Here is an 18,750-nt window from a genome sequence, read left to right on the forward strand (position 1 = left end):
GGAGTTAGTCGACGATGAGTAAACGAAATCAATTAATCGTTCCAGCGATTCTCATATTTGCAGCCATTGCAATCCTTCCGGGATGTGGCGCGAAAGTCTCAGGACAAGCGGATTCCACAGCCGTTCCGATCCAAGTTATTAAAGTGGGACAACCTGCATCTGCAGGGTTAAGCGGGAAAGTTATTCCCGATCAGGACATTAAAATCGTGTCCAAAGTAGCGGGCAAAGTTGCCAGTGTCAATGTGCAAGAAGGCAGTAAAGTCAAACAAGGCGATGTACTGGTGCAACTGGAAACGAGTGATCTAACGCAACAAATGAAGCAAGCTGAATCTGCCCTCGTTGCAGCCCAAGCGAAACTTGTTGATACGAAAGCCGGTGCCCGTTCACAGGAAATTCAAGGGCTTCAAAGCGCAGTCAGCGCGGCTCAAGGTGCTTATCAACAAGCGACCGCGGCGATGGAGCAAGCCAAAGCAGGATTAGATCTCGCTACAAGCACTTATAATCGTTTAAGAAATTCCTACGACAGCAATTCTGGCGTGACGCAAGAAGATTTGGATAAAGGAGCACTTGATTTTGAGAAGGCGAAAGCCGGCTCTGAACAAGCACAGGGTGCGCAAAAAGCGGCTGAAGCACAGTTGCAAGGAGCAGAAGCCAAGCTGCAACTGGCCAAGGTCGGACCAACGGATAACACGATTTCGGCGCTTCAGGCGGATGTTGACCGTTTGAATGCAGGATTAGAGCTTGCTAGCAGCGGTTTGAGCAATGCCACGATTACCGCGCCAATCGACGGACTCATTGTTAAAAAAGGCATTTCGGTGGGTGAGCTTGCTCAACCCGGTGTGCAGATCCTCTCTCTGGTGAACATGGATCAAGTTCAAGTGGAATTGAGTGTATCTGATAGCCAAATCTCACAAGTGAAGGCGGGCATGCAGGTAGACGTTGCCATTCAAAACTTGCCGAATCAAACGTTTAAAGGCGAGATCTTCTTCGTAAGCCCAGTGGCTAATGCGAACAGCAATACCTTCCCTGTCAAAGTGAAAGTAGACAACAAAGATGGTTCGCTTTTTGCAGGTATGGTGGCAGAAGTTAAATTGAACGCAGCTCAAGAGAGCCGTTTGGAAGTTCCGAAAAGCGCAGTTATTAAAAAAGATCAAAAAGAATATTTGTTCACAGTAAGCGACAATACAACCCACCTCGTTGAAGTGAAAACAGAGGAGAAAAACCAGGATTGGTTGTACGTGCTGCCTACCGATAAATTAAAGGCTAATGAACAAATTGTCGTGAACCCTGCAGACAAGATTGCTGAAGGCACGAAGGTAAAAGCCGAATAGGAGGCGCAGCTATGGCCGATGCATCGGCAGTTAAACAACAAGAATCAGAAGGCTCCGGCAAAATGTGGCTGTCGCTTATCGCTATCGTCATGGGGACCTTCGTTGCCGTTCTGAACAGCAGCTTAATGAATGTAGCCATGAACAAGTTCGTTGCCGTATTCGGCTCGGATATCAATACGATGCAGTGGGTCATTACGGGATATACCTTGGCATCTGCGATGGTTATTCCGATGAGCGGCTTTCTCGGTGCCAAATTCGGAAATAAAAATATATTTATTTACTCTGTAGCCGGGTTTACCTTGTTTTCCGTGGTATGCGGTCTGGCTTGGAGCTCTAGTACGATGATCTTGTTCCGGATCATACAAGGTTTTGCCGGTGGGTTTATTATGCCAATCGGGATGTCAATTATTTATACCACGTTTCCCCGGGAGAAAACCGGTACAGCGATTGGCTTATGGGGGGTAGCGGCCATGTGTGCCCCTGCACTCGGGCCGACGTTTGGTGGTTATCTGATCCAAAATTTCAGCTGGAGATTGCTCTTTTTTATCAATATTCCTATTGGGATTCTTGCTGTCATTCTTGGAAAGGTCTTGCTGAAAGATTCTCCGAGAAGAGAAGGATTGAAATTCGACTTGACCGGGGCCGTTCTGTCCATGCTCTTCTTTGGTAGCCTGTTACTCGCGCTAAGTAAAGGGCAGCAGCAAGGATGGACTTCTTTATTCATCATTAGCTTGCTGTTTGTTGCCTTCTTCAGCCTGCTACTGCTGATCTGGGTAGAGCTCGGAGTCGAGCAGCCCGTGCTTGATTTGAAGCTTTTTAAAAATTTAAAGTTTGCGATTAGTGTTATTGCGGGTAGTTTAGTTATGATGGGGATGATGGGCGGCACGTTCTTGACCCCACTATATTTGCAAAATATCCAAGGGCTCACAGCGATGCAGACGGGACTTCTAATGATGCCTCAATCCATAGCGATGGCGCTCATGATGCCGATTAGTGGAAAGCTGGCCGATAAATTCGGGATTGTCCCCTTGTGTATCACAGGGCTTACCATCCTTGGTGTTACGACATTGGATCTGCACCATCTTACGACGGATACACCTAACCACTGGCTAAATACCGTATTAACAATTCGCGGTATTGGTATTGGGCTTTGCATGATGCCTCTGACCACTGCGGGAATGCGTGCGGTATCTCCACAGCAGGTCGGTAACGCCTCGCCGCTATCCAACGTAGTTCGTCAGGTTGCTGGTTCCCTTGGGATTGCGATCTTTACGGCGCTCATGAGCAATCGTCAAATTACTCACTATCAACACATCAGTGATAGTGTACCGGTTGATTCAGTTACAGCAAATAGTACGATATCCATGCTTTCAGGTTCTATTTATTCCTGGTCGGTCGATATGACAACAGCCTCAGGAACTGCGGCCACTTATTTAGCTGGATTTATGCAAAAAGAATCTTTGGTCAGGTCCATCGCTGACACTTTTTATATTTCTGCGATTCCTGCTTTCATATGTATACCTTTCGTTCTTTTCTTTATCCAGAGAAAAAAAGCGCCAACCGAGGTTAAAGAGTAACTGTTAGGCATCCACATTTTATAATCTAGCTTTTGAGAGGAGTACGAAAATGAAGAAAAATTTATCCGTAATCGTGAGCACTGCTATGGCCCTTACTTTATTTTCATCTGTAGCTTTAGGTGCGACAGCCCCCAAATCCTCTGCGGATTTCAGTGATTTAAGTCAGCTTGATGCGGGAACTAAATCTAAGTTTGATGCGATGATTTCCGCAGGTATTTTTGAAGGAGTCAGTAATGGCGTTTTTGGCCTTCATGATAAAATGAACCGTGCGCAATTCGCTAAAGTGGCGGCTTTGATCTTCGGATTGAAAGTAAATTCAACTTTGCAGGTATCTAGTTTCAGCGATGTGAGCAGCTCAGATCCGGCTAACGGCTATGCGCTGCCTTATATCGAAGCTCTGAAAGCTGCAAACCTTACCGACGGATTCGGCCAAGGCACATACAACCCGGCAGGGGAAGTAACGAAAGAACAGCTGGCCGCATTCCTAATTCGCGGACTGAATAAGGATGCTGAAGCTAAAGGGACTACAGCGGTGAATGATAGCACCGTCTCGAGTTGGGCCAAGGGGTATGCCGCATTGGCTATTCAATTGAACTTGTTAGGGAACCAAGCAGACGGTACATTCGGGGGAGTCCAACCTGCGACACGCGATCTGCTGGTTACTTCCTCTTATGCAGCGAAGCAGCAATTTGCAGCTAACGGGGGGAATACATCCTCAGGTCAGCATTCAGAAATCCATGCAGAGGATTTGAAAGCCTACAGTCTCCCAGGCGGCTCTCAGGCTCAAGTCAAAAGTGTCCTACAGGAAAAAACTACAGATGGTTGGAAAGTTGGAACCGTCGTTAAGTTGACCAATTCGTCCAATTCGACAATACGGATTCCCGATTACGAACTTCGTGTCAGAACGGCAGACGGCACAGACTATACGCTATTGCCAAGCGCAAGCAACGCTCGTTCGATTTTGCCACAGAGTGATGTGACGCTTAGTTATATGACCGATATTAATGTAAAGTCGGACGTAAGTTTAACAGATGTTCTTTGGATCGATGTGAATACAAAAGTATATCCTAAGCAGGAGACGCTGCTGGCGGATTCTCCCGTTGCTTCAATTGTATGGCGCGGTAACGATGCTGTGATCAATGACGCTGCGCTCATGGGTGAGTGGGGGGCTACCTTCTCCATTCCAGGCGTGACCTCATCTCTGAAATATTCGGCCGCGAGTATGTCCAAGCAGTTCACGGGGCAATCGCCAACTTATATCGTGCAGGTGAAAGTCCAGAATTCAGGAAGTTATGCGGAAACCATTCCAGACTTTACACTTAGCGGGAAATCGGCTGGACAATCTTATATTGGAAAAAGAGTTGAAGAATCGCCGATAAGCCTTAATGCCGGTGAGCAGAAATATATTCATTTTGCGGTTACAACTGATACAAATACGCAATTGAATGCCTTCTACGTTCTTACGCCTGAAAGCTTCTTGAAACAAGGCCAGACTACACCGCTTCAATACTATACAGGTCGCATCGGATTCGGACTTCCGGCTAATGGAGGAACAGATGCAAGCACAGTCCCTTCTGGAGGCAATTATACCTTTGGTACACCGATGGTATTCCAGCAAGGAAATGAGTTCATCAATCCCAAACTGGCTGTATCGCTGGAAGAATTGCATGTAACGAATAACGAAGAAACCGGTAATAAAACAGGACTAGCTAAGTTCAAACTGATCAATAAAGGTGATAAGCCAATTCCAGTACCGGCTTTTGCCGCGGATTTAGCAGGGAAAGATGGCAACACCTACACGGGAAGCCGTCAAACCATGGGTACTTCGGATATTGCTCCTGGAACAGGTGTCGTGGTCAGCTATGGCTATACGATTCCAACGACAGACCAAAGTGATCAGTACACAATGAACGTGCAGGGAGTCCTTTCAGGAGCTTCACAAGGACAAACGGCTGATGGTTCTTCTGCTTATAAATCTACCATTGCCAGCTACACGGTCAGCACGCAAAGTGACAATGATCATAACAATGTTTCCTTATATCCATTCAAGCTGAATATCAAAAGCTGGACATTATCTCAGCTGACGATGACGACTCCGTCCTTATCTTATTCGTATAAACTAAATCTTGATTTGGACTTCACGCGTGATCCTGAAGTTATCGTAGATAATAACTTCTCCAAATTGAAATTTGAATTAGTTGATGGTTCTGGAAGTTCATTGGGTTCAAGTTCGTTCCCTTTCACCGGAACAAATCGTTTAGTGAGCGGCACCCAATCACTGAGCTTCAACAATCTGACTCAAAACCAAGTTCAAAATAATGTGTCCATTAAAGTCTATGAATCGGTAACTACACCGAATGGTGAAGTGGACAGATTCATTGCAGAATTGAAATAACACTAAATATGGAACGGAGCCCGCAAACTTTGCGTGGCTCCGTTTTTTTATCGTGCCAGAACTTCCACCGGAACGTGTGTAGATGCTCGATTGACGTTACTGTCAGCTAACGGACTGAGATGACGCTATTTGCCGCTTTTGTGACAGAAGTAGCATCTAACGGACACAGAAGCCGCTATTGGCTATGAAAATACCCAAAAACAGTGGATAAATCCATAGATAGCGCCTCCTCAGTCCGATAGCAGCGCAAAATTAGCCGAATTCAGCAAAATAACGGCATCTGAGTCCGTAACGTAACGGTGGTGTTAATAAGAAAAAAGCTGCCCCTACGGCCTTTACAGACCATGGGGAACAGCCTATTATAACAACCTACCACTCAGCCACCGTACCATCCGCTTGGCGCCAGACAGGATTCTTCCAATTGTGCCCGATAGCGGCCATTTCACGAACCTTGTCCTCGTTGATTTCGATGCCGAGACCCGGAGCGGTTAGATTTTTGACGAAGCCGTCTTCATATTGGAACACCGCCGAATCCTTCAAATAATCGAGCAGGTCGCTGCCCTGATTGTAGTGAATACCCAAGCTTTGCTCCTGAATGAAAGCATTCGGGGAGCAGGTGTCCAGCTGCAAGCAGGATGCCAGTGCAATAGGGCCTAACGGGCAATGCGGCGCAACCGCAACGTCGTAGGCTTCTGCCATCGCGGCGATCTTGCGGGTCTCCAGAATGCCCCCAGCATGGGAAAGATCGGGTTGGATAATGTCCACATAGCCTTGTGCCAACAGATCTTTGAAGCCCCAACGCGTGTACATGCGCTCGCCGGTTGCGATCGGGCATGAAGTGTGGCGCGCGATCTCTTTAAGCGCTTCATTATTTTCCGGCAAAACAGGCTCTTCAATGAACATTGGACGGTAAGGCTCCAGTTCTTTGACGAGGATTTTGGCCATGGACTTATGGATGCGCCCGTGGAAGTCGATGCCGATGCCAATATCTCGGCCAACGGCCTCACGGACAGCGGCAATACGAGCGATAGCCTCGTCCACTTTGCTGAGCGAGTCGATGTAATGCATTTCCTCCGTGGCATTCATCTTCACGGCTGTAAAGCCCGCGGCCACCTGCTGTTTGGCCGCCAGCCCAACGTCGCTCGGACGGTCGCCGCCGATCCAGGAATAAACGCGTGTGCGCTCACGGCACGCACCGCCGAGCAAATCATAAATAGGGGCATTGTAAAATTTCCCCTTAATATCCCAAAGCGCTTGCTCGATCCCGGAGATCGCGCTTGTCAGGATAGGCCCACCGCGATAGAAACCGCCGCGGTACAACACCTGAAACATGTCTTCGATCCGCAATGGATCTTTGCCGATGATTTGCTCGCTCATTTCCATAACGGCGGCTGCGACTGTATCCGCTTTCCCTTCTACAATCGGCTCGCCCCATCCCGTAATGCCTTCATCGGTTTCGATTTTCAAAAACAACCATCTTGGCGGCACCTTAAACAGTTCTAACTTCGTAATCTTCATGGTAAATTTCCTCTCCCAAACCATAGAATGTCTTACTGGTTTACTGCCGCCATAAGCTGCTCGGCATATATTGTAATCGCTTTATAACTCCCCTTCTCAATTTCGCTAAGCGCAACCAGACTTCCTCCTACGCCGAAGGAAAAAGCGTCTGCTAACAATCTGAGATCATGAACCACATCTCCTTTTCTACGAATATTGATCACGATACTCCTGCGGGGTCATGCCGTAATGCTTTTTGAAGGCATGGTTGAAGGAGTGGGGACGTTGGTATCCGAGCTGTGTAGCGATTTCGTATATTTTATCGTGACCGTTCTTCAGCAGATAAGCGGCTCGATCCATGCGCACACGGTTGACATAATCGCTGAGGTTATCACCGGTTTCCAGCTTATAAATTTTAGACACGTACACGGGGTGCAAAAAGACATGATCGGCAATCGATTGCAGCGACACATCGCTGGCTAGACGCTGATCGATAAATGACCTGATGTCATTAATCAGGGTGACTCTGCTGTTTTTCCGCTCCTGATCCATGTCCTCCCTCATCCGATGCAAGGAACGAATCGTCCATTCACGCAGCTGGTTGACCGTACGAAAGGGGATACCTTCGGTCATTCGGTCGTAATCTCCGCCAATGAGCTGGTGCAGAGGCCGGCCATTTTTGTGAGCAATATAGGCAAAAGCAGACGCTACAGAGAAGTAAACCTCCAGCAAATGCTCTTGGGACTCGGAGAATTTGGCCTCCATTTCGTCGAAAATCAGAGTCAACTTATCCTCCGTATCCTCCCAACGGGCGGCTTCCAGAAGATGATTGAGCGTAGGCGGTTCATACAATCTTTGGAGTGCTGAGAGCTCTGGTTGGACGGATTCGTCCCCGAGTCGTATCAAAAGTTCATGTTCGCTGCCGATTTGCTTGCGGAAAGCGCTCAAAGAGGCGTTGTACAGGGTTGTAATTTCGCTACGGAATTGTCCCCAACTGCTCAGCAGAATGGAAATTTTTCCTTTTAAGTAGTTTTTTACGGCTGATTGCAGCACAGAGGCGGTTCGTTCGAGCCAAGAGGAGTCCTCTTGATCCGCGGCCAACGGTTTCTTTTTCATCACAAAAATCAAATAATCATGCGCATCTTTCGTATGCCAGCTATCAAACTTCTCCGCGAATAACTCCTCGACCATGTTGCTGATGGCATACTCCATAAGGGATAGGCGGCTCATATCGTACTCTAGAAATTCCGATTCAAGCCGAATCATCATCAGCACACAGGGATGTTCATGGAAATCCGGAAGCTCCAGCATCTGCATTTTGTCCCGGAGGGATTGCTCGGTGAGTTTGCGCCCCTGAAGGAGGTCACTTAGTAAATTCCCCCGCAGCAGAGGGAGGTTTTCCTTGACTGTATAGCTAAGTCGCTGCTTAGAAAAAACCTCCTGCCACTCGTTCCGAAGCTTCTCCATGACCCGACCAACAGCAGCTAGCAAATCCTGTTCGGTAACAGGTTTTAACAAATAATCCTCAGTTCCTTGAAGAATCGCTTCCTTGGCATAATTGAAATCGGAGTAACCCGATAAGAGTATGCACTTTGTTTTCTGCCATCTGCGGTTGATTTCCGCAATGAGCTGCAAGCCGGATATGCCCGGCATCTGAATGTCGGTTAGGACGATATCGATGGAGAATTGCTCCAGCAGCTCTAGTGCTTCTTTGCCTGAGTAGGCTTTGAACACCTGTTCAATCCCAAGGGATGCCCAATCAATGGTGGCATGGAGCCGATCTACAACATGAGCTTCGTCATCGACGATCAAAAGTTGAATCATCGTTTGCTCTCCCCGCTAGCTTCTGGAAGGTTCATCTGCGCACTGCGCTTCCAAGTTAACACAGCCTTCAAGCCCCCTTTTTCACCGGGATAAAAAGTAAGTCCTGATCCTTCTCCGAACTGGTAATACAGCCGGTGATGGACATTCCAAGTGCCGCAGCCAATGTCATCGGACATTGGTGAATGCAGCTGTTCCAGCAGCTCAGCTAGTCCTGCCTCATGAAGTCCTGCACCATTATCTTCAACAATGACGCGGTTCCAGCTCTCATCCTGCTCGCCAGTTATGGTGATACAGTCTCCTTCCACGCTGCGCTCGATGCCATGGAGGATGGCGTTCTCCACTAAAGGCTGGAGGATCAGCCGGGGAACCCATTCTTCCAACATATTCACGGGAACCGAAATATCATATTTCAGACGATGGATACGCAGTTGCTGAATATTCAAGTAATGGCCGACCAAGTCGAGCTCGTCTGCCAGCTTAACGGCTTGCTTTTCAACCCTGGTCGTATAGCGGTAGAATTCGGCCAAGTTTTGCGCCATAGCCACGACAGACTCTTTGTCCTCCATCTCGGCCGAATTAATAATGAAAAATAAGGAGTTATAGAGAAAGTGCGGATGAATTTGCGACTGTAGCTGCTTTAAGGTCGCCTCACGGGACCGGATTTTCTCTGCATAGACGTCTTCGACCAGTACTTGAATTTGTTCCGCCATTTCATTGAAACGCTGAATGAGGAAATCGAATTCATTCTTGGCTTTGTAGTGGATACGGGCAGATAAATCGCCGCGCTTCACCTTTTGCACGCTTTGCATCATTTTGCCAATTGGAATTTGCACGTTCCGGTACAGCATGAAAGAAGCAAGTACACTCATAACGAGCAGAAGTCCAATGGTGATATAGAACAATTTACGCGTCATAGTAATGGGCGAGAGTATTTTCTCAACAGGCACATAATCCACTAGGAACCATCCTAGCTGCGTGGACTTCACATAACTAATCAAATACTGCTGGCGATCGATCTCGAACTGGACTTGACCGGAGCTTGGCAGGTTCGCATCAAGGGTAAGCTGCTCTCTAATGGCATTCGTAATCTGCTGGTTAGAAGAGCTGTTCACAATCAAGGCGTTCCTACCGTCCACCAAAAAAGGATCACTGCGTTTGTCCTGCTTGTACACATCCATCAGATTCACCATGTTTTGAACACTGAACCTTACCTGATAGAGCACATTTGCTTGATCCACCGTCTGTGCACGTATTGGTTCGCTAATTTCTCGGATGAACGATCCAATCCCTTTGTCGCCTTCCCGCACCTCATATGTCCAAGTGCGCTGAATGGCTCGATGCCAAGGCCATTGATCGGTGCCGTTGACGAAAATGCTGGAGGAAAGCACCTGCCTTCCATTAGGAATGGCTACCGTGAGTTCATTAACCCAGCCGCTAGAGACGCTTTGTAAGCTAAGCTTTTGGATCATTCGCGATTGTTCCTTCAGCACATCATAATCCGGTGAATCGCTCCGGTTGATATATTCCCTCATGTAGGGATCGCTCCCGAGAATAACAGGGGACATGGCAAGCCGCTCCACATCTGCATCGAGCTGATGCATGAAGAAGGAGAGTTGATTTAAATTCGACGATTGGATCTGATCCTGCACAACATTGTTCGTAATCCGGTTCGTATAGCTGTACAGCAGCACGATAGGAATAAGCAGTAAGATCAACATGATTAAGATTTTGCTAAAAATATTAAGTTTATAGGGCATGCCAATCACCTTCCGGGTCATCTAAGCGTTATAACCTAGAGTATACGCCTACGAGAGAAGTCCTCCAAATGAATGGAAACTTCTCTCGTCGTTGCATTCTGGGGTAACCCTTTAGGATTAACCTTTTACAGCACCTGCAGAAAGTCCGCTGACCACATAACGTTGGGATACTAAGGCGATAATCAGTACCGGAAGCGTGATGATGCAAGCTGCAGCCATAAGAGCGCCCCAGTTAATCTCGGAATAAGACATGAAGTTAAATACGGCGATCGGCAGCGTCTTCGTTTTGTCCCCAGCCAGGATGACAGAAAACATGAAATTGTTCCATGAGAAGATAAAGGAAAGCAGAGATGCCGTGATCACGCCAGGTCCAGAGATCGGCAGAATAATCCGCAAGAAAACCTGATGATGCGTACAGCCGTCAATAAGGCCTGACTCCTCAATTTCCGTCGGAAGCGCCTCGAAGAAGGAGATCATAATCCAGATAATAAAAGGCAGACCGACGAGCATATGACTCAAAATGAGGGCCGTATACGTATCCACCAAATGGATTTTGGAGAATAAAATAAACCAAGGAATCAGGAACGTAATCCCTGGAATGATCCTAGCGACTAGAATGAGAAGCCCGAGCTTATGAAGGTGATGCCTTGCAATCGCATAGGCTGCCGGAAGGCCTAAGATAAGGGATAGCAGCGTCGAGCCGAAAGCGACTAGGAAGCTGTTCCAGATGAATTTTATGAAGTCGTATTCCTTGAACACACTGACATAGTTATGGAAAGTTGGTTTGAAAATAAATAGTTGGCCGGTTGACAAAATTTGCGACTGTGTTTTAAAGGAGGCGAGCAGCATCCAGACAAACGGGAATGCAAAAACGATCAGCACAAGGAAGGTGAGCAGGGTTTGCAGGAACCGTGAACCTCTTTTTTTCTTCACGAAGTGGCTCCCTCCATTCGTTTACGCATCCAAATCATAAATAATGTGAGCCCCATTACTAACGCGAAGAAAATGACAAGCAGGGACGATGCCATACCGAGCTTAAAGTATTGAAAGCCGAGTACATAGCCGTAAAGATTCAGTGTCTCCGAAGCGAAGTTCGGTCCGCCTTGGGTTGTTGCGTAGATGATATCAAATGTTTTCAAAACATCGATTAAACGAAGCATAGCTGCCACGATTATCGTAGGTCTTAGTAGCGGAAGTGTGATGGAAACGAATTTCCTCCATGTACTCGCGCCGTCCACGTCAGCGGCTTCATAAGGGTCTGTTGGCAGTGTAGCCAACCCGGCCATAATGATGAGCGCGATCATCGGCGTCCACTCCCAGACATCTACGATGACCAGGGAAGGAATGACCTGATTGGGGGAAGCCAGCCATAGCAGCGGTTCGAGTCCTAATGATTTAAGCATCATGTTAGCGACGCCAATTGTCGGCTCGTAAATCAGCATCCAGACCAAGCCCATGGCAACGGGTGTGGCGACCATTGGAAGCAAGAAAACCGTCTTAACGAGGTTCTTCCCGCGAAACTCCCTGGAGAGCAGTAAGGCGATGGCAATGCCAAGGATAACCTCCAAAGCGAGTGCAGCAAAGGTAAAATAAAACGTCGAGCCTGCTGCATGCCAGAAGCGCTCGTCTTTTAATAAGGCCGTGTAGTTGGATAAGCCCACCCAAAGAGGAGGCGTCGTAGCGGACATGCTCCATTCGTAAAAGCTGATGCGGACCGTGTAGATGATTGGAAACAGCATCATCAGCAGGACGAAGATGACGGCCGGAAGGGTATAAATCCATTTTAAGTTGCGGTTAAACCAGCTGTATTGCACCTGAAGTCACCCTTTCTGATGTTCGTATAGGAAGGAACTGTATGAAAGGAAAAAGGGCCATCAGATGACCCTTTTCACCCCTCAAACGCCTATTTACCTCGTTTTATCTTTATCGATAATCGTTTGCAGCGCTTGATTAGCTTTATCTGCAACGGGCTGTATGTTGGTTTCGCCAGACATCACTTTTTGCACGATTTCACCAACCGCATCACGAGCTTCACCTACACTGATAACCGTTGGACGGTCGTGGTCAACACCTGTTTTGGCGCTTTCCTTGATGATCGGAACTAGCTCTGCAGGGAATCCAGTCGTGCCTTCTGGTTTATCCCATACGGAGGTGCGGGCGCCAGGGTTGCCTTTTTGCTGTGTTTTCAGCACAACATCTTTGCTTGTTGCCCATTGGATGAAGGCCCAAGTCGCATCTTTATTGCCGGATTTGGCATTCATGGCAAGTCCCCAAGATGTAATGCTGTAAGGCTTGGAGCCTGCTTTGCCGCCAGGGAATACAGCGAATCCGACTTGGTCAGCTACTTTGGATTTGGCTGGATCCGTTGCGTTCTGGTACAAGGAGTTAGCATCCGTCAGGAAAGCGACTTTTCCTTGTGCGAAAATACCAAAGGCCTGCGGCCAGGACATGTTAAGCACACCTGGAGGCGCGTAGTCTTTAAGCAGCGTGCCGTAAGTGGTAAAAGCTTTAATCGCTTCAGGCGTATTGATGCTGGCTTTCTCGCCTGTCGTGAAGTCTGCGCCTTCCGAATACAGGTAGGACGAGACTTGTGTTACGAGCGGAGAGCGTTGCCCCCTTGCGACGAAGCCGTACATCTCATTTTTCGGATCGTGCAGTTTTTTCACGGCAGCATTCAGCTCATCTAGCGTTTTCGGTACAGCGATGCCTGCTTTTTGCAGCAAGTCTTTGCGGTAGTATAGAATCTCTTGCTCCGTAATAATCGGAATGCCCGCTAACTTCGCTTCGACGGTTGTGGAGCCGATGGCGGATTTGGAGAAATCGTTGAAATCGTAATCCTTCGCTTTTTGAGCGTAGTCGTCCAAAGGTTGTACCCAACCGTTCTTGTAGAAAAGCTTGCCTTCCTGAAGCGGGCGGTACATGAAAACGTCAGGCGTTGCGGAGCCAGATGTGAATTGAACCGTCAGCTTCTGTGTGAGCTGATCCTCGAAAAAGCTTTCGACATTCACTTTAATGCCTGTTTCCTTCTCAAAATCCGGCAGCAAAGGCTTGATGGCATCTGCCCAAGGGTGGTTGGCCGTTACGAGCGAGATTGTTTTACCTGCGTATGGCTTTGCGTTAGCGGTTGCCGCAGCACCGGCGCTTGGCTGAGTAGATGGCTGTGCCGTGTTCGCCGTACTGCCGCAGCCTGCTAATACCGTTGCTGCCATGACAGCCGTCGTGCCAACACCAATCCATTGTTTGAATGATTTTTTCATCTAATATGTGACCTCCCGTGTACTTAGAAATGAATGTGCTTACATCCTTACATCTCTAAGAGTACCTGATTCCTGTAGGGTGTTGATATAACTAAGATTTAAGATGCATAACTACGGCTGAAGATAATTCGTGTTAGGGGTAGGGTGCCCTAGTTTGATTTTCCAAAAGCATCCTGCGACCAAACAGCGCAGAATACCGGTAGATTTTCCCGTTACTTCAAAAACAAAAAAAGCCTTCCTTGTGGGGAAGGCTCTCTACCTATTAAAGCGAGCTAACCTGGCTGAATTGATTAGCATACAATTCATAATAATGCCCACGGAGCGCAAGCAGCTCCTCATGCGTGCCCCGTTCCACGATCTCGCCGCCGTGGATCACCAGAATCGCACTCGCTTCGCGAATCGTGCTAAGCCGGTGGGCGATCACGAAGCTCGTGCGCCCTTTCATCAGAACGCCCATCGCCTGCTGGATGTGCAGTTCCGTGCGCGTGTCGACGGAGCTCGTCGCCTCGTCGAGCACCAGAATCGCGGGGTCGGCGAGAATCGCCCGCGCGATTGTGAGCAGCTGTCGCTGGCCTTGACTCAGGTTGCCGCCTCCGGCGGTCAACATGGCGTCATAGCCGTTAGGCAGCTTGCGAATGAACCCGTCCGCGTTGGCAAGCCTCGCGGCGGTTTCGACTTCATCGTCCGTCGCATCCAGACGGCCGAAGCGGATATTTTCTCGGATCGTATCCGAGAAAAGGTACACATCTTGCAGCACGATGCCGAGGCGGCTGCGCAGACTATCTTTGTCGAGGCTGCGAATATCGCGGCCGTCGATGGTGATGGAGCCTTCGCCGACATCGTAGAAGCGGGTCAGCAGGTTGATGATCGTCGTTTTGCCGGCGCCCGTCGGGCCAACTAAGGCGATTAAATCGCCGGGCTCAGCGGCGAACGTAACATCGTTCAGCGTAGGCACATCGTCGGTATAACGGAAGGAGACATTTTGAAACACGACCTCGCCCTTAACCTCCGTTAGCTCTACAGCATTCCCCGATGGATCGTATTCCGTCTTGCGATCCATCACTTCAAACACACGCTCGGCCCCCGCAATACCGGACTGAATCATATTATATTGATTCGCGAGATCGTTGATAGGGCGGCTGAACTGCTTGGAATAGTTGAGGAAACTGATAATAACGCCTACCATCGTCCAGCCATTGAGCACCATCCAGCCGCCAATGGCAGCCAGCAGGATGAAGCTGAAATGATTAATCATATTCATGCTTGGTCCCATCATGCCCGAGAGCTGCTGGGCACCTGTACCGGCAGCACGGAGCTGCCTGTTGATGGAATCGAGCTGGCGGACAGTCGCAGCTTCACGACGAAATGTTTTGACCACCTTTTGCCCAGAAATCGATTCCTCAATTAGGCCATTCAACTCGCCGAGCCGCTGCTGTTGTTCCTTGAATAAGCGCTGTGTGTGCCTCGTAATTTGTTTTGTTGTGAAAAGGACGATAGGAACAGTAATGAGCGCAACGAGAGTAAGCCAAATATTCAAAGTAATCATCATGATAAAAGAACCGACAATCATAACGATACTTGTAATGATCTGTGTTAAATTTTGACTGAGCGTAGTTGCTACGTTATCGACGTCATTCGTCGTGCGACTCATAAGCTCACCATGAGAAGTCTTGTCAAAATAACTAATCGGCAGCTTGTGCAGATGGCGAAACAGATCCTGTCTCATTTCCCAAACCGTCCGCTGAGAGACCCCCGCCATCACATAGGATTGAATCCACGTAGCCGCTCCGCTGAACAAATAACAGCCAAGCAAAAGGAGGCAGAGTCCAAGCAAGCCGCTGCGGTCGCGCGGTACGATGTAATCATCAATCGCTACGCCTATCAAATAAGGCCCGAGCAGCGCAAGTCCGCTGCCGAGGACGGTAAGGAGAATAACAGTGAGCAGTCCAGTGCGTTGTTGCTGAAGATAACCCCACATGCGAAGGAGGGTTGCACCGATATGCTTGGCGCGCGGCTTGCGCGGAGGTGTCTGCTTTTTAGCCATGAAGGGCAGTCTCCTTTCCTTGCTGCGAGCGGTAAATGTCTTGATAGATGGCGCTTGTGGCCAGCAGCTCCTGGTGGGTTCCACGTGCGGCGACGCGTCCCTCATCCAGAACAAGAATTTGATCGGCGTGAATCACCGATGAGACGCGCTGCGCGATAATGATGCGTGTGCTGCCAGCCATCAACTGCTGCAGCGAACGCTGGATGCGCTTCTCCGTGCCAAGATCGATGGCACTGGTGCTGTCATCCAGTACAAGCAGCGGCGAGCGCAGGAGTAGAGCTCGGGCAATCGCTATGCGCTGTTTTTGACCGCCGGACAGATTCACGCCGCGCTGTCCCAGCTTCGCCTCGTAACCTTCGGGCAGCTTGCGAATGAAGCTATCGGCTTCCGCTGCCTTGGCAGCTTCCTCGATCTCCGCTTCAGTGGCCCCTGGCCTGCCGAAAAGAAGGTTCTCGCGAATCGTACCGCTAAACAAAATGGACTGCTGCAGGACAATTCCAATCTGACCGCGCAGCTGTTCGACGGGCATCTCCTTAATATCAACGCCGCCCAGAAGAATGCGGCCATTTGTTGCGTCATAGAGCCGCGGGATCAAGCTGACGAGCGTAGATTTACCGGAGCCGGTCGCTCCAAGAATCCCGATCGTTTGGCCTGGCAGTACCTTGAAAGAGATGTCCTCAAGAACTGGCTGGTCAGGAGCAGAATCATACACGAAGGAGACATGTTCAAATTCCAATTCACAGCCTGGCACAGGTGAACTCATTTCCCTATGTACTTCATCCTCATTCCGCTCCTGCACGGGTTCATTCATGTCCGGTTCTGTATCCAACACTTCGCGGATGCGCTCAGCAGAAACTTGTGCGCGGGAAATATTCATTAGCGTATTGCTGATTGAAACCAGCGAATAGAGAACTTGCGTGATATAGATGATAAAAGCCGCCAAATCGCCAATTGCCACCGAGCCGCTCCAAGTCTGCCCGCCGCCGAACCATAGTACCGCCACAATACTTATGTTCAAAATCAATGTCATCAGCGGTCCACTTGTAGCCAAGGCGCGAGCGGAGCTGAGACTCGCGTCGAGCAACGCGGTATTCGCTTTGCCGAAGCGGGTTCGCTCGAAGGCGGCACGAACGAAAGCTTTGATCACCCGAATGCCTGAAGTGCTTTCCTGCATAACGGTGTTAACGCGATCGAGCCTCGCTTGCATCAGGCGAAAAAGTGGCGTAGAGCGTTTCATTAGCACATACAAAATAAGAAACTGAATCGGGACAACAGCCAGTAAAATCAAAGAAAGCCGCGGCGAAATAACAATCGCCATCACGATGCTGCCAATAAGCAGCGAAGACTCGCGTACAAATTGACGCAGCAATATTTGCAGGATGTTCAGCATTTGCATGACATCGCCGGTCAAACGAGTAATCAGCGATCCTGTTGAAAAAGTATCCAATTGCCGGAACGAGAAGGACTGCACCTTCTCAAATACGCTGAGCCGAAGGTCAGCGCCGAAGTTCTGTGCGGCTTTCACTGTAAAAAACGTACAGCCCACCCCGCCGACAAGGCCAACGAAGGCAACGCCCAGCATGTGCAAGCCCGTTGACCATACCAGTGGGAGATTGCCATCGGCAACGCCATGATTGACAATAGCCGCCATGAGGCGGGGCTGAGTTAGATCCATGCAGACCTCCATCACCATCAGCAAGGGGGCAAGCAGGGTGATCAGCCAGTAAGGTTTAACAAATGATCGTAGTTTCCACATCGCAAGAAATCCTTTCTTTTGTTTGGTGGCTAACTAATTTTCTTCCTCTTTCGAGCGCAGATTCTCCTGCATTTGAAGCAAAAGACGGCGAAATAAGAGGATTTCCTCAGGCAGAAAATGCGAAAAGGTCAACTCATCCGTCGCCTTGATGGCTTCCTTGACATGGACGGTGACTTCCCTGCCTTTATCGGTTAAATAAACGCGAGTAACCCGCTGATCATCAGGGTCAGGCCGGCGCTCGACAAGACCTGTTTTCTCCATGCGATCCACCATCACAGTTAGTGTTGCGGGCTTATTGTGAATGCGCGCAGCGAGCTCGCGCTGACTGAGTCCGTCTTCGGCGGATAAGGCAAGGAGCAAAGGCGGTTGACCGGGATAAACATCATACGGATGAATGATTTGATCAATCGTACGGCGGTGCATTTTCAGCAAATGAGACATCATATGGGTAAGAGATTCGGGATTCGGGTGACGCGACAACGGATATCCTCCTTTTTGTTAGGTGACTAATTAATATCTTAGATACGTCTCCACATTCTGTCAATACGATTTTTAACTTTTTAAACGATTAGAAAATGCTCTTTGCACGCCTCTACGCATTTCAGGTATTGTATAGATAAGGTGTAAAAGGAGAGTGGAAGGAAATGACCGCTGCTATTATTTTGGGCGTAATTGCCCTTGTTATCATACTTGGAGCAACGTTCTGGGTAACGCGGAAGGCGTACTCCCGCAGATGGGATGAAGAGGAGCACGATTGAGGAGAGCAGCCCGTGCGGGTATCCTCCCTCTAGTCAGGTATGCGCTTTCTTGCTATGATTGAGGGAGCAAACATAAAGGTGGCTGGCCGATGAACCGAATGGAGGCCGAATTCAGTAACCTGGTCAAGGCTTATCGCAAAAGACATATGGGCAAAGGGCCGGAGCGCGTAACAACGACCTTTTGCAAGTGCTGGGCGATCTGCGAGATGGCTGGAAACCTATCACCAGTGGAAAAGTTTATGGCGAAGACGGGCGATGGCAGACAAATGCTCCGCACGGCTCGTACGGAAATGGTCAAAGAGATGTATCGCGATCATCCCCCTGTGGAGATGGAGGAGCTGCTTGGCGCGAAATTCGTCCAGTTGTTCGTTGACATCGACATTGAGCAGGATTTGGGGATGTCGGTATTCGTTTTTGATCAGGATTTGGAGAAAAAGTTTGGCGGGAAGTAGATTGTGGCTGTCATGGGGAACCTTGTCAGACCGCAAGACCGCAGAGTGCAGAGCGCAGACTGCAGAGCGCAGAGTGCAGACCGCAGACCGCAGACCGCGAAC

14 protein-coding genes are annotated in these 18,750 nt (G+C 49.0%); 4 read left to right on the top strand and 10 right to left on the bottom strand.

The annotated features are described in order from the left end of the window. Positions 1-14: 14 nt before the first annotated feature. The 3 genes from AC58VC_RS28325 to AC58VC_RS28335 are packed head-to-tail and all read left to right on the top strand — an operon-like array spanning position 15 to position 5,303. Positions 15-1,331, top strand: a complete 1,317-nt coding sequence (locus AC58VC_RS28325; RefSeq protein WP_497373660.1) for an efflux RND transporter periplasmic adaptor subunit — start codon at positions 15-17, stop codon at positions 1,329-1,331. An 11-nt stretch (positions 1,332-1,342) separates the two neighbouring features. Next, complete coding sequence (locus AC58VC_RS28330; RefSeq protein ID WP_497373662.1) at positions 1,343-2,908, top strand: DHA2 family efflux MFS transporter permease subunit; 1,566 nt, start codon at positions 1,343-1,345, stop codon at positions 2,906-2,908. 49 nt (positions 2,909-2,957) lie between these two features. Beyond that, a complete protein-coding gene (locus tag AC58VC_RS28335; protein ID WP_497373663.1) occupies positions 2,958-5,303 on the top strand; it encodes an S-layer homology domain-containing protein in 2,346 nt (781 codons plus the stop codon). A 369-nt stretch (positions 5,304-5,672) separates the two neighbouring features. Here the strand turns inward: AC58VC_RS28335 and dgoD are convergent, their stop codons facing one another. The 10 genes from dgoD to AC58VC_RS28385 all read right to left on the bottom strand — a co-directional run bounded on the left by dgoD (position 5,673) and on the right by AC58VC_RS28385 (position 17,918). Beyond that, complete coding sequence (gene dgoD / locus AC58VC_RS28340) at positions 5,673-6,821, bottom strand: galactonate dehydratase (protein ID WP_497373822.1); 1,149 nt, start codon at positions 6,819-6,821, stop codon at positions 5,673-5,675. A gap of 32 nt (positions 6,822-6,853) precedes the next feature. Beyond that, positions 6,854-7,024 carry a hypothetical protein gene (locus tag AC58VC_RS28345; protein WP_497373665.1) on the bottom strand — a complete coding sequence of 57 codons (171 nt, stop codon included), beginning with the start codon at positions 7,022-7,024 and terminating at the stop codon, positions 6,854-6,856. Next, positions 7,008-8,624: a response regulator gene (locus AC58VC_RS28350; protein WP_497373667.1), complete on the bottom strand. Its 1,617-nt coding sequence runs from the start codon at positions 8,622-8,624 to the stop codon at positions 7,008-7,010. The genes AC58VC_RS28345 and AC58VC_RS28350 overlap by 17 nt, the downstream gene beginning before the upstream one ends. Beyond that, complete coding sequence (locus tag AC58VC_RS28355; protein ID WP_497373669.1) at positions 8,621-10,381, bottom strand: sensor histidine kinase; 1,761 nt, start codon at positions 10,379-10,381, stop codon at positions 8,621-8,623. The genes AC58VC_RS28350 and AC58VC_RS28355 overlap by 4 nt, the downstream gene beginning before the upstream one ends. Positions 10,382-10,498: 117 nt before the next feature. Then, positions 10,499-11,314 carry a carbohydrate ABC transporter permease gene (locus AC58VC_RS28360; protein ID WP_145665038.1) on the bottom strand — a complete coding sequence of 272 codons (816 nt, stop codon included), beginning with the start codon at positions 11,312-11,314 and terminating at the stop codon, positions 10,499-10,501. Next, entirely contained in the window at positions 11,311-12,195 is an 885-nt protein-coding gene (locus AC58VC_RS28365) for a carbohydrate ABC transporter permease (RefSeq protein ID WP_497373671.1), read from the bottom strand. Before AC58VC_RS28365 ends, AC58VC_RS28360 begins: the two co-directional genes overlap by 4 nt. Positions 12,196-12,288: 93 nt before the next feature. Next, positions 12,289-13,638 (bottom strand): ABC transporter substrate-binding protein, encoded by a 1,350-nt coding sequence (locus AC58VC_RS28370; protein ID WP_497373672.1) that lies wholly within the window; start codon positions 13,636-13,638, stop codon positions 12,289-12,291. A gap of 262 nt (positions 13,639-13,900) precedes the next feature. Next, positions 13,901-15,682 (bottom strand): ABC transporter ATP-binding protein, encoded by a 1,782-nt coding sequence (locus tag AC58VC_RS28375; RefSeq protein ID WP_497373674.1) that lies wholly within the window; start codon positions 15,680-15,682, stop codon positions 13,901-13,903. Continuing rightward, entirely contained in the window at positions 15,675-17,438 is a 1,764-nt protein-coding gene (locus tag AC58VC_RS28380) for an ABC transporter ATP-binding protein (RefSeq protein WP_497373676.1), read from the bottom strand. Before AC58VC_RS28380 ends, AC58VC_RS28375 begins: the two co-directional genes overlap by 8 nt. 33 nt (positions 17,439-17,471) lie before the next feature. After that, positions 17,472-17,918, bottom strand: coding sequence for a MarR family winged helix-turn-helix transcriptional regulator (locus tag AC58VC_RS28385; protein ID WP_497373678.1), 447 nt, complete (start codon positions 17,916-17,918; stop codon positions 17,472-17,474). Positions 17,919-18,285: 367 nt separating this feature from the next. Between AC58VC_RS28385 and AC58VC_RS28390 the strand changes: the two genes are divergently transcribed. Then, positions 18,286-18,648 (top strand): Na-translocating system protein MpsC family protein, encoded by a 363-nt coding sequence (locus AC58VC_RS28390; RefSeq protein ID WP_127456818.1) that lies wholly within the window; start codon positions 18,286-18,288, stop codon positions 18,646-18,648. The last annotated feature ends 102 nt before the right edge of the window (positions 18,649-18,750 follow it).

Source organism: Paenibacillus sp. J22R67, assembly GCF_059692175.1.

What these genes read in the sequence shown, in the direction of transcription:
- AC58VC_RS28325 (WP_497373660.1), top strand. Translation starts at nt 15, where the DNA reads ATGAGTAAACGAAATCAATTAATCGTTCCAGCGATTCTCATATTTGCA.
- AC58VC_RS28330 (WP_497373662.1), top strand. Translation starts at nt 1,343, where the DNA reads ATGGCCGATGCATCGGCAGTTAAACAACAAGAATCAGAAGGCTCCGGC.
- AC58VC_RS28335 (WP_497373663.1), top strand. Translation starts at nt 2,958, where the DNA reads ATGAAGAAAAATTTATCCGTAATCGTGAGCACTGCTATGGCCCTTACT.
- dgoD (WP_497373822.1), bottom strand. Translation starts at nt 6,821, where the DNA reads ATGAAGATTACGAAGTTAGAACTGTTTAAGGTGCCGCCAAGATGGTTG.
- AC58VC_RS28350 (WP_497373667.1), bottom strand. Translation starts at nt 8,624, where the DNA reads ATGATTCAACTTTTGATCGTCGATGACGAAGCTCATGTTGTAGATCGG.
- AC58VC_RS28355 (WP_497373669.1), bottom strand. Translation starts at nt 10,381, where the DNA reads ATGCCCTATAAACTTAATATTTTTAGCAAAATCTTAATCATGTTGATC.
- AC58VC_RS28370 (WP_497373672.1), bottom strand. Translation starts at nt 13,638, where the DNA reads ATGAAAAAATCATTCAAACAATGGATTGGTGTTGGCACGACGGCTGTC.
- AC58VC_RS28375 (WP_497373674.1), bottom strand. Translation starts at nt 15,682, where the DNA reads ATGGCTAAAAAGCAGACACCTCCGCGCAAGCCGCGCGCCAAGCATATC.
- AC58VC_RS28380 (WP_497373676.1), bottom strand. Translation starts at nt 17,438, where the DNA reads ATGTGGAAACTACGATCATTTGTTAAACCTTACTGGCTGATCACCCTG.
- AC58VC_RS28390 (WP_127456818.1), top strand. Translation starts at nt 18,286, where the DNA reads ATGAACCGAATGGAGGCCGAATTCAGTAACCTGGTCAAGGCTTATCGC.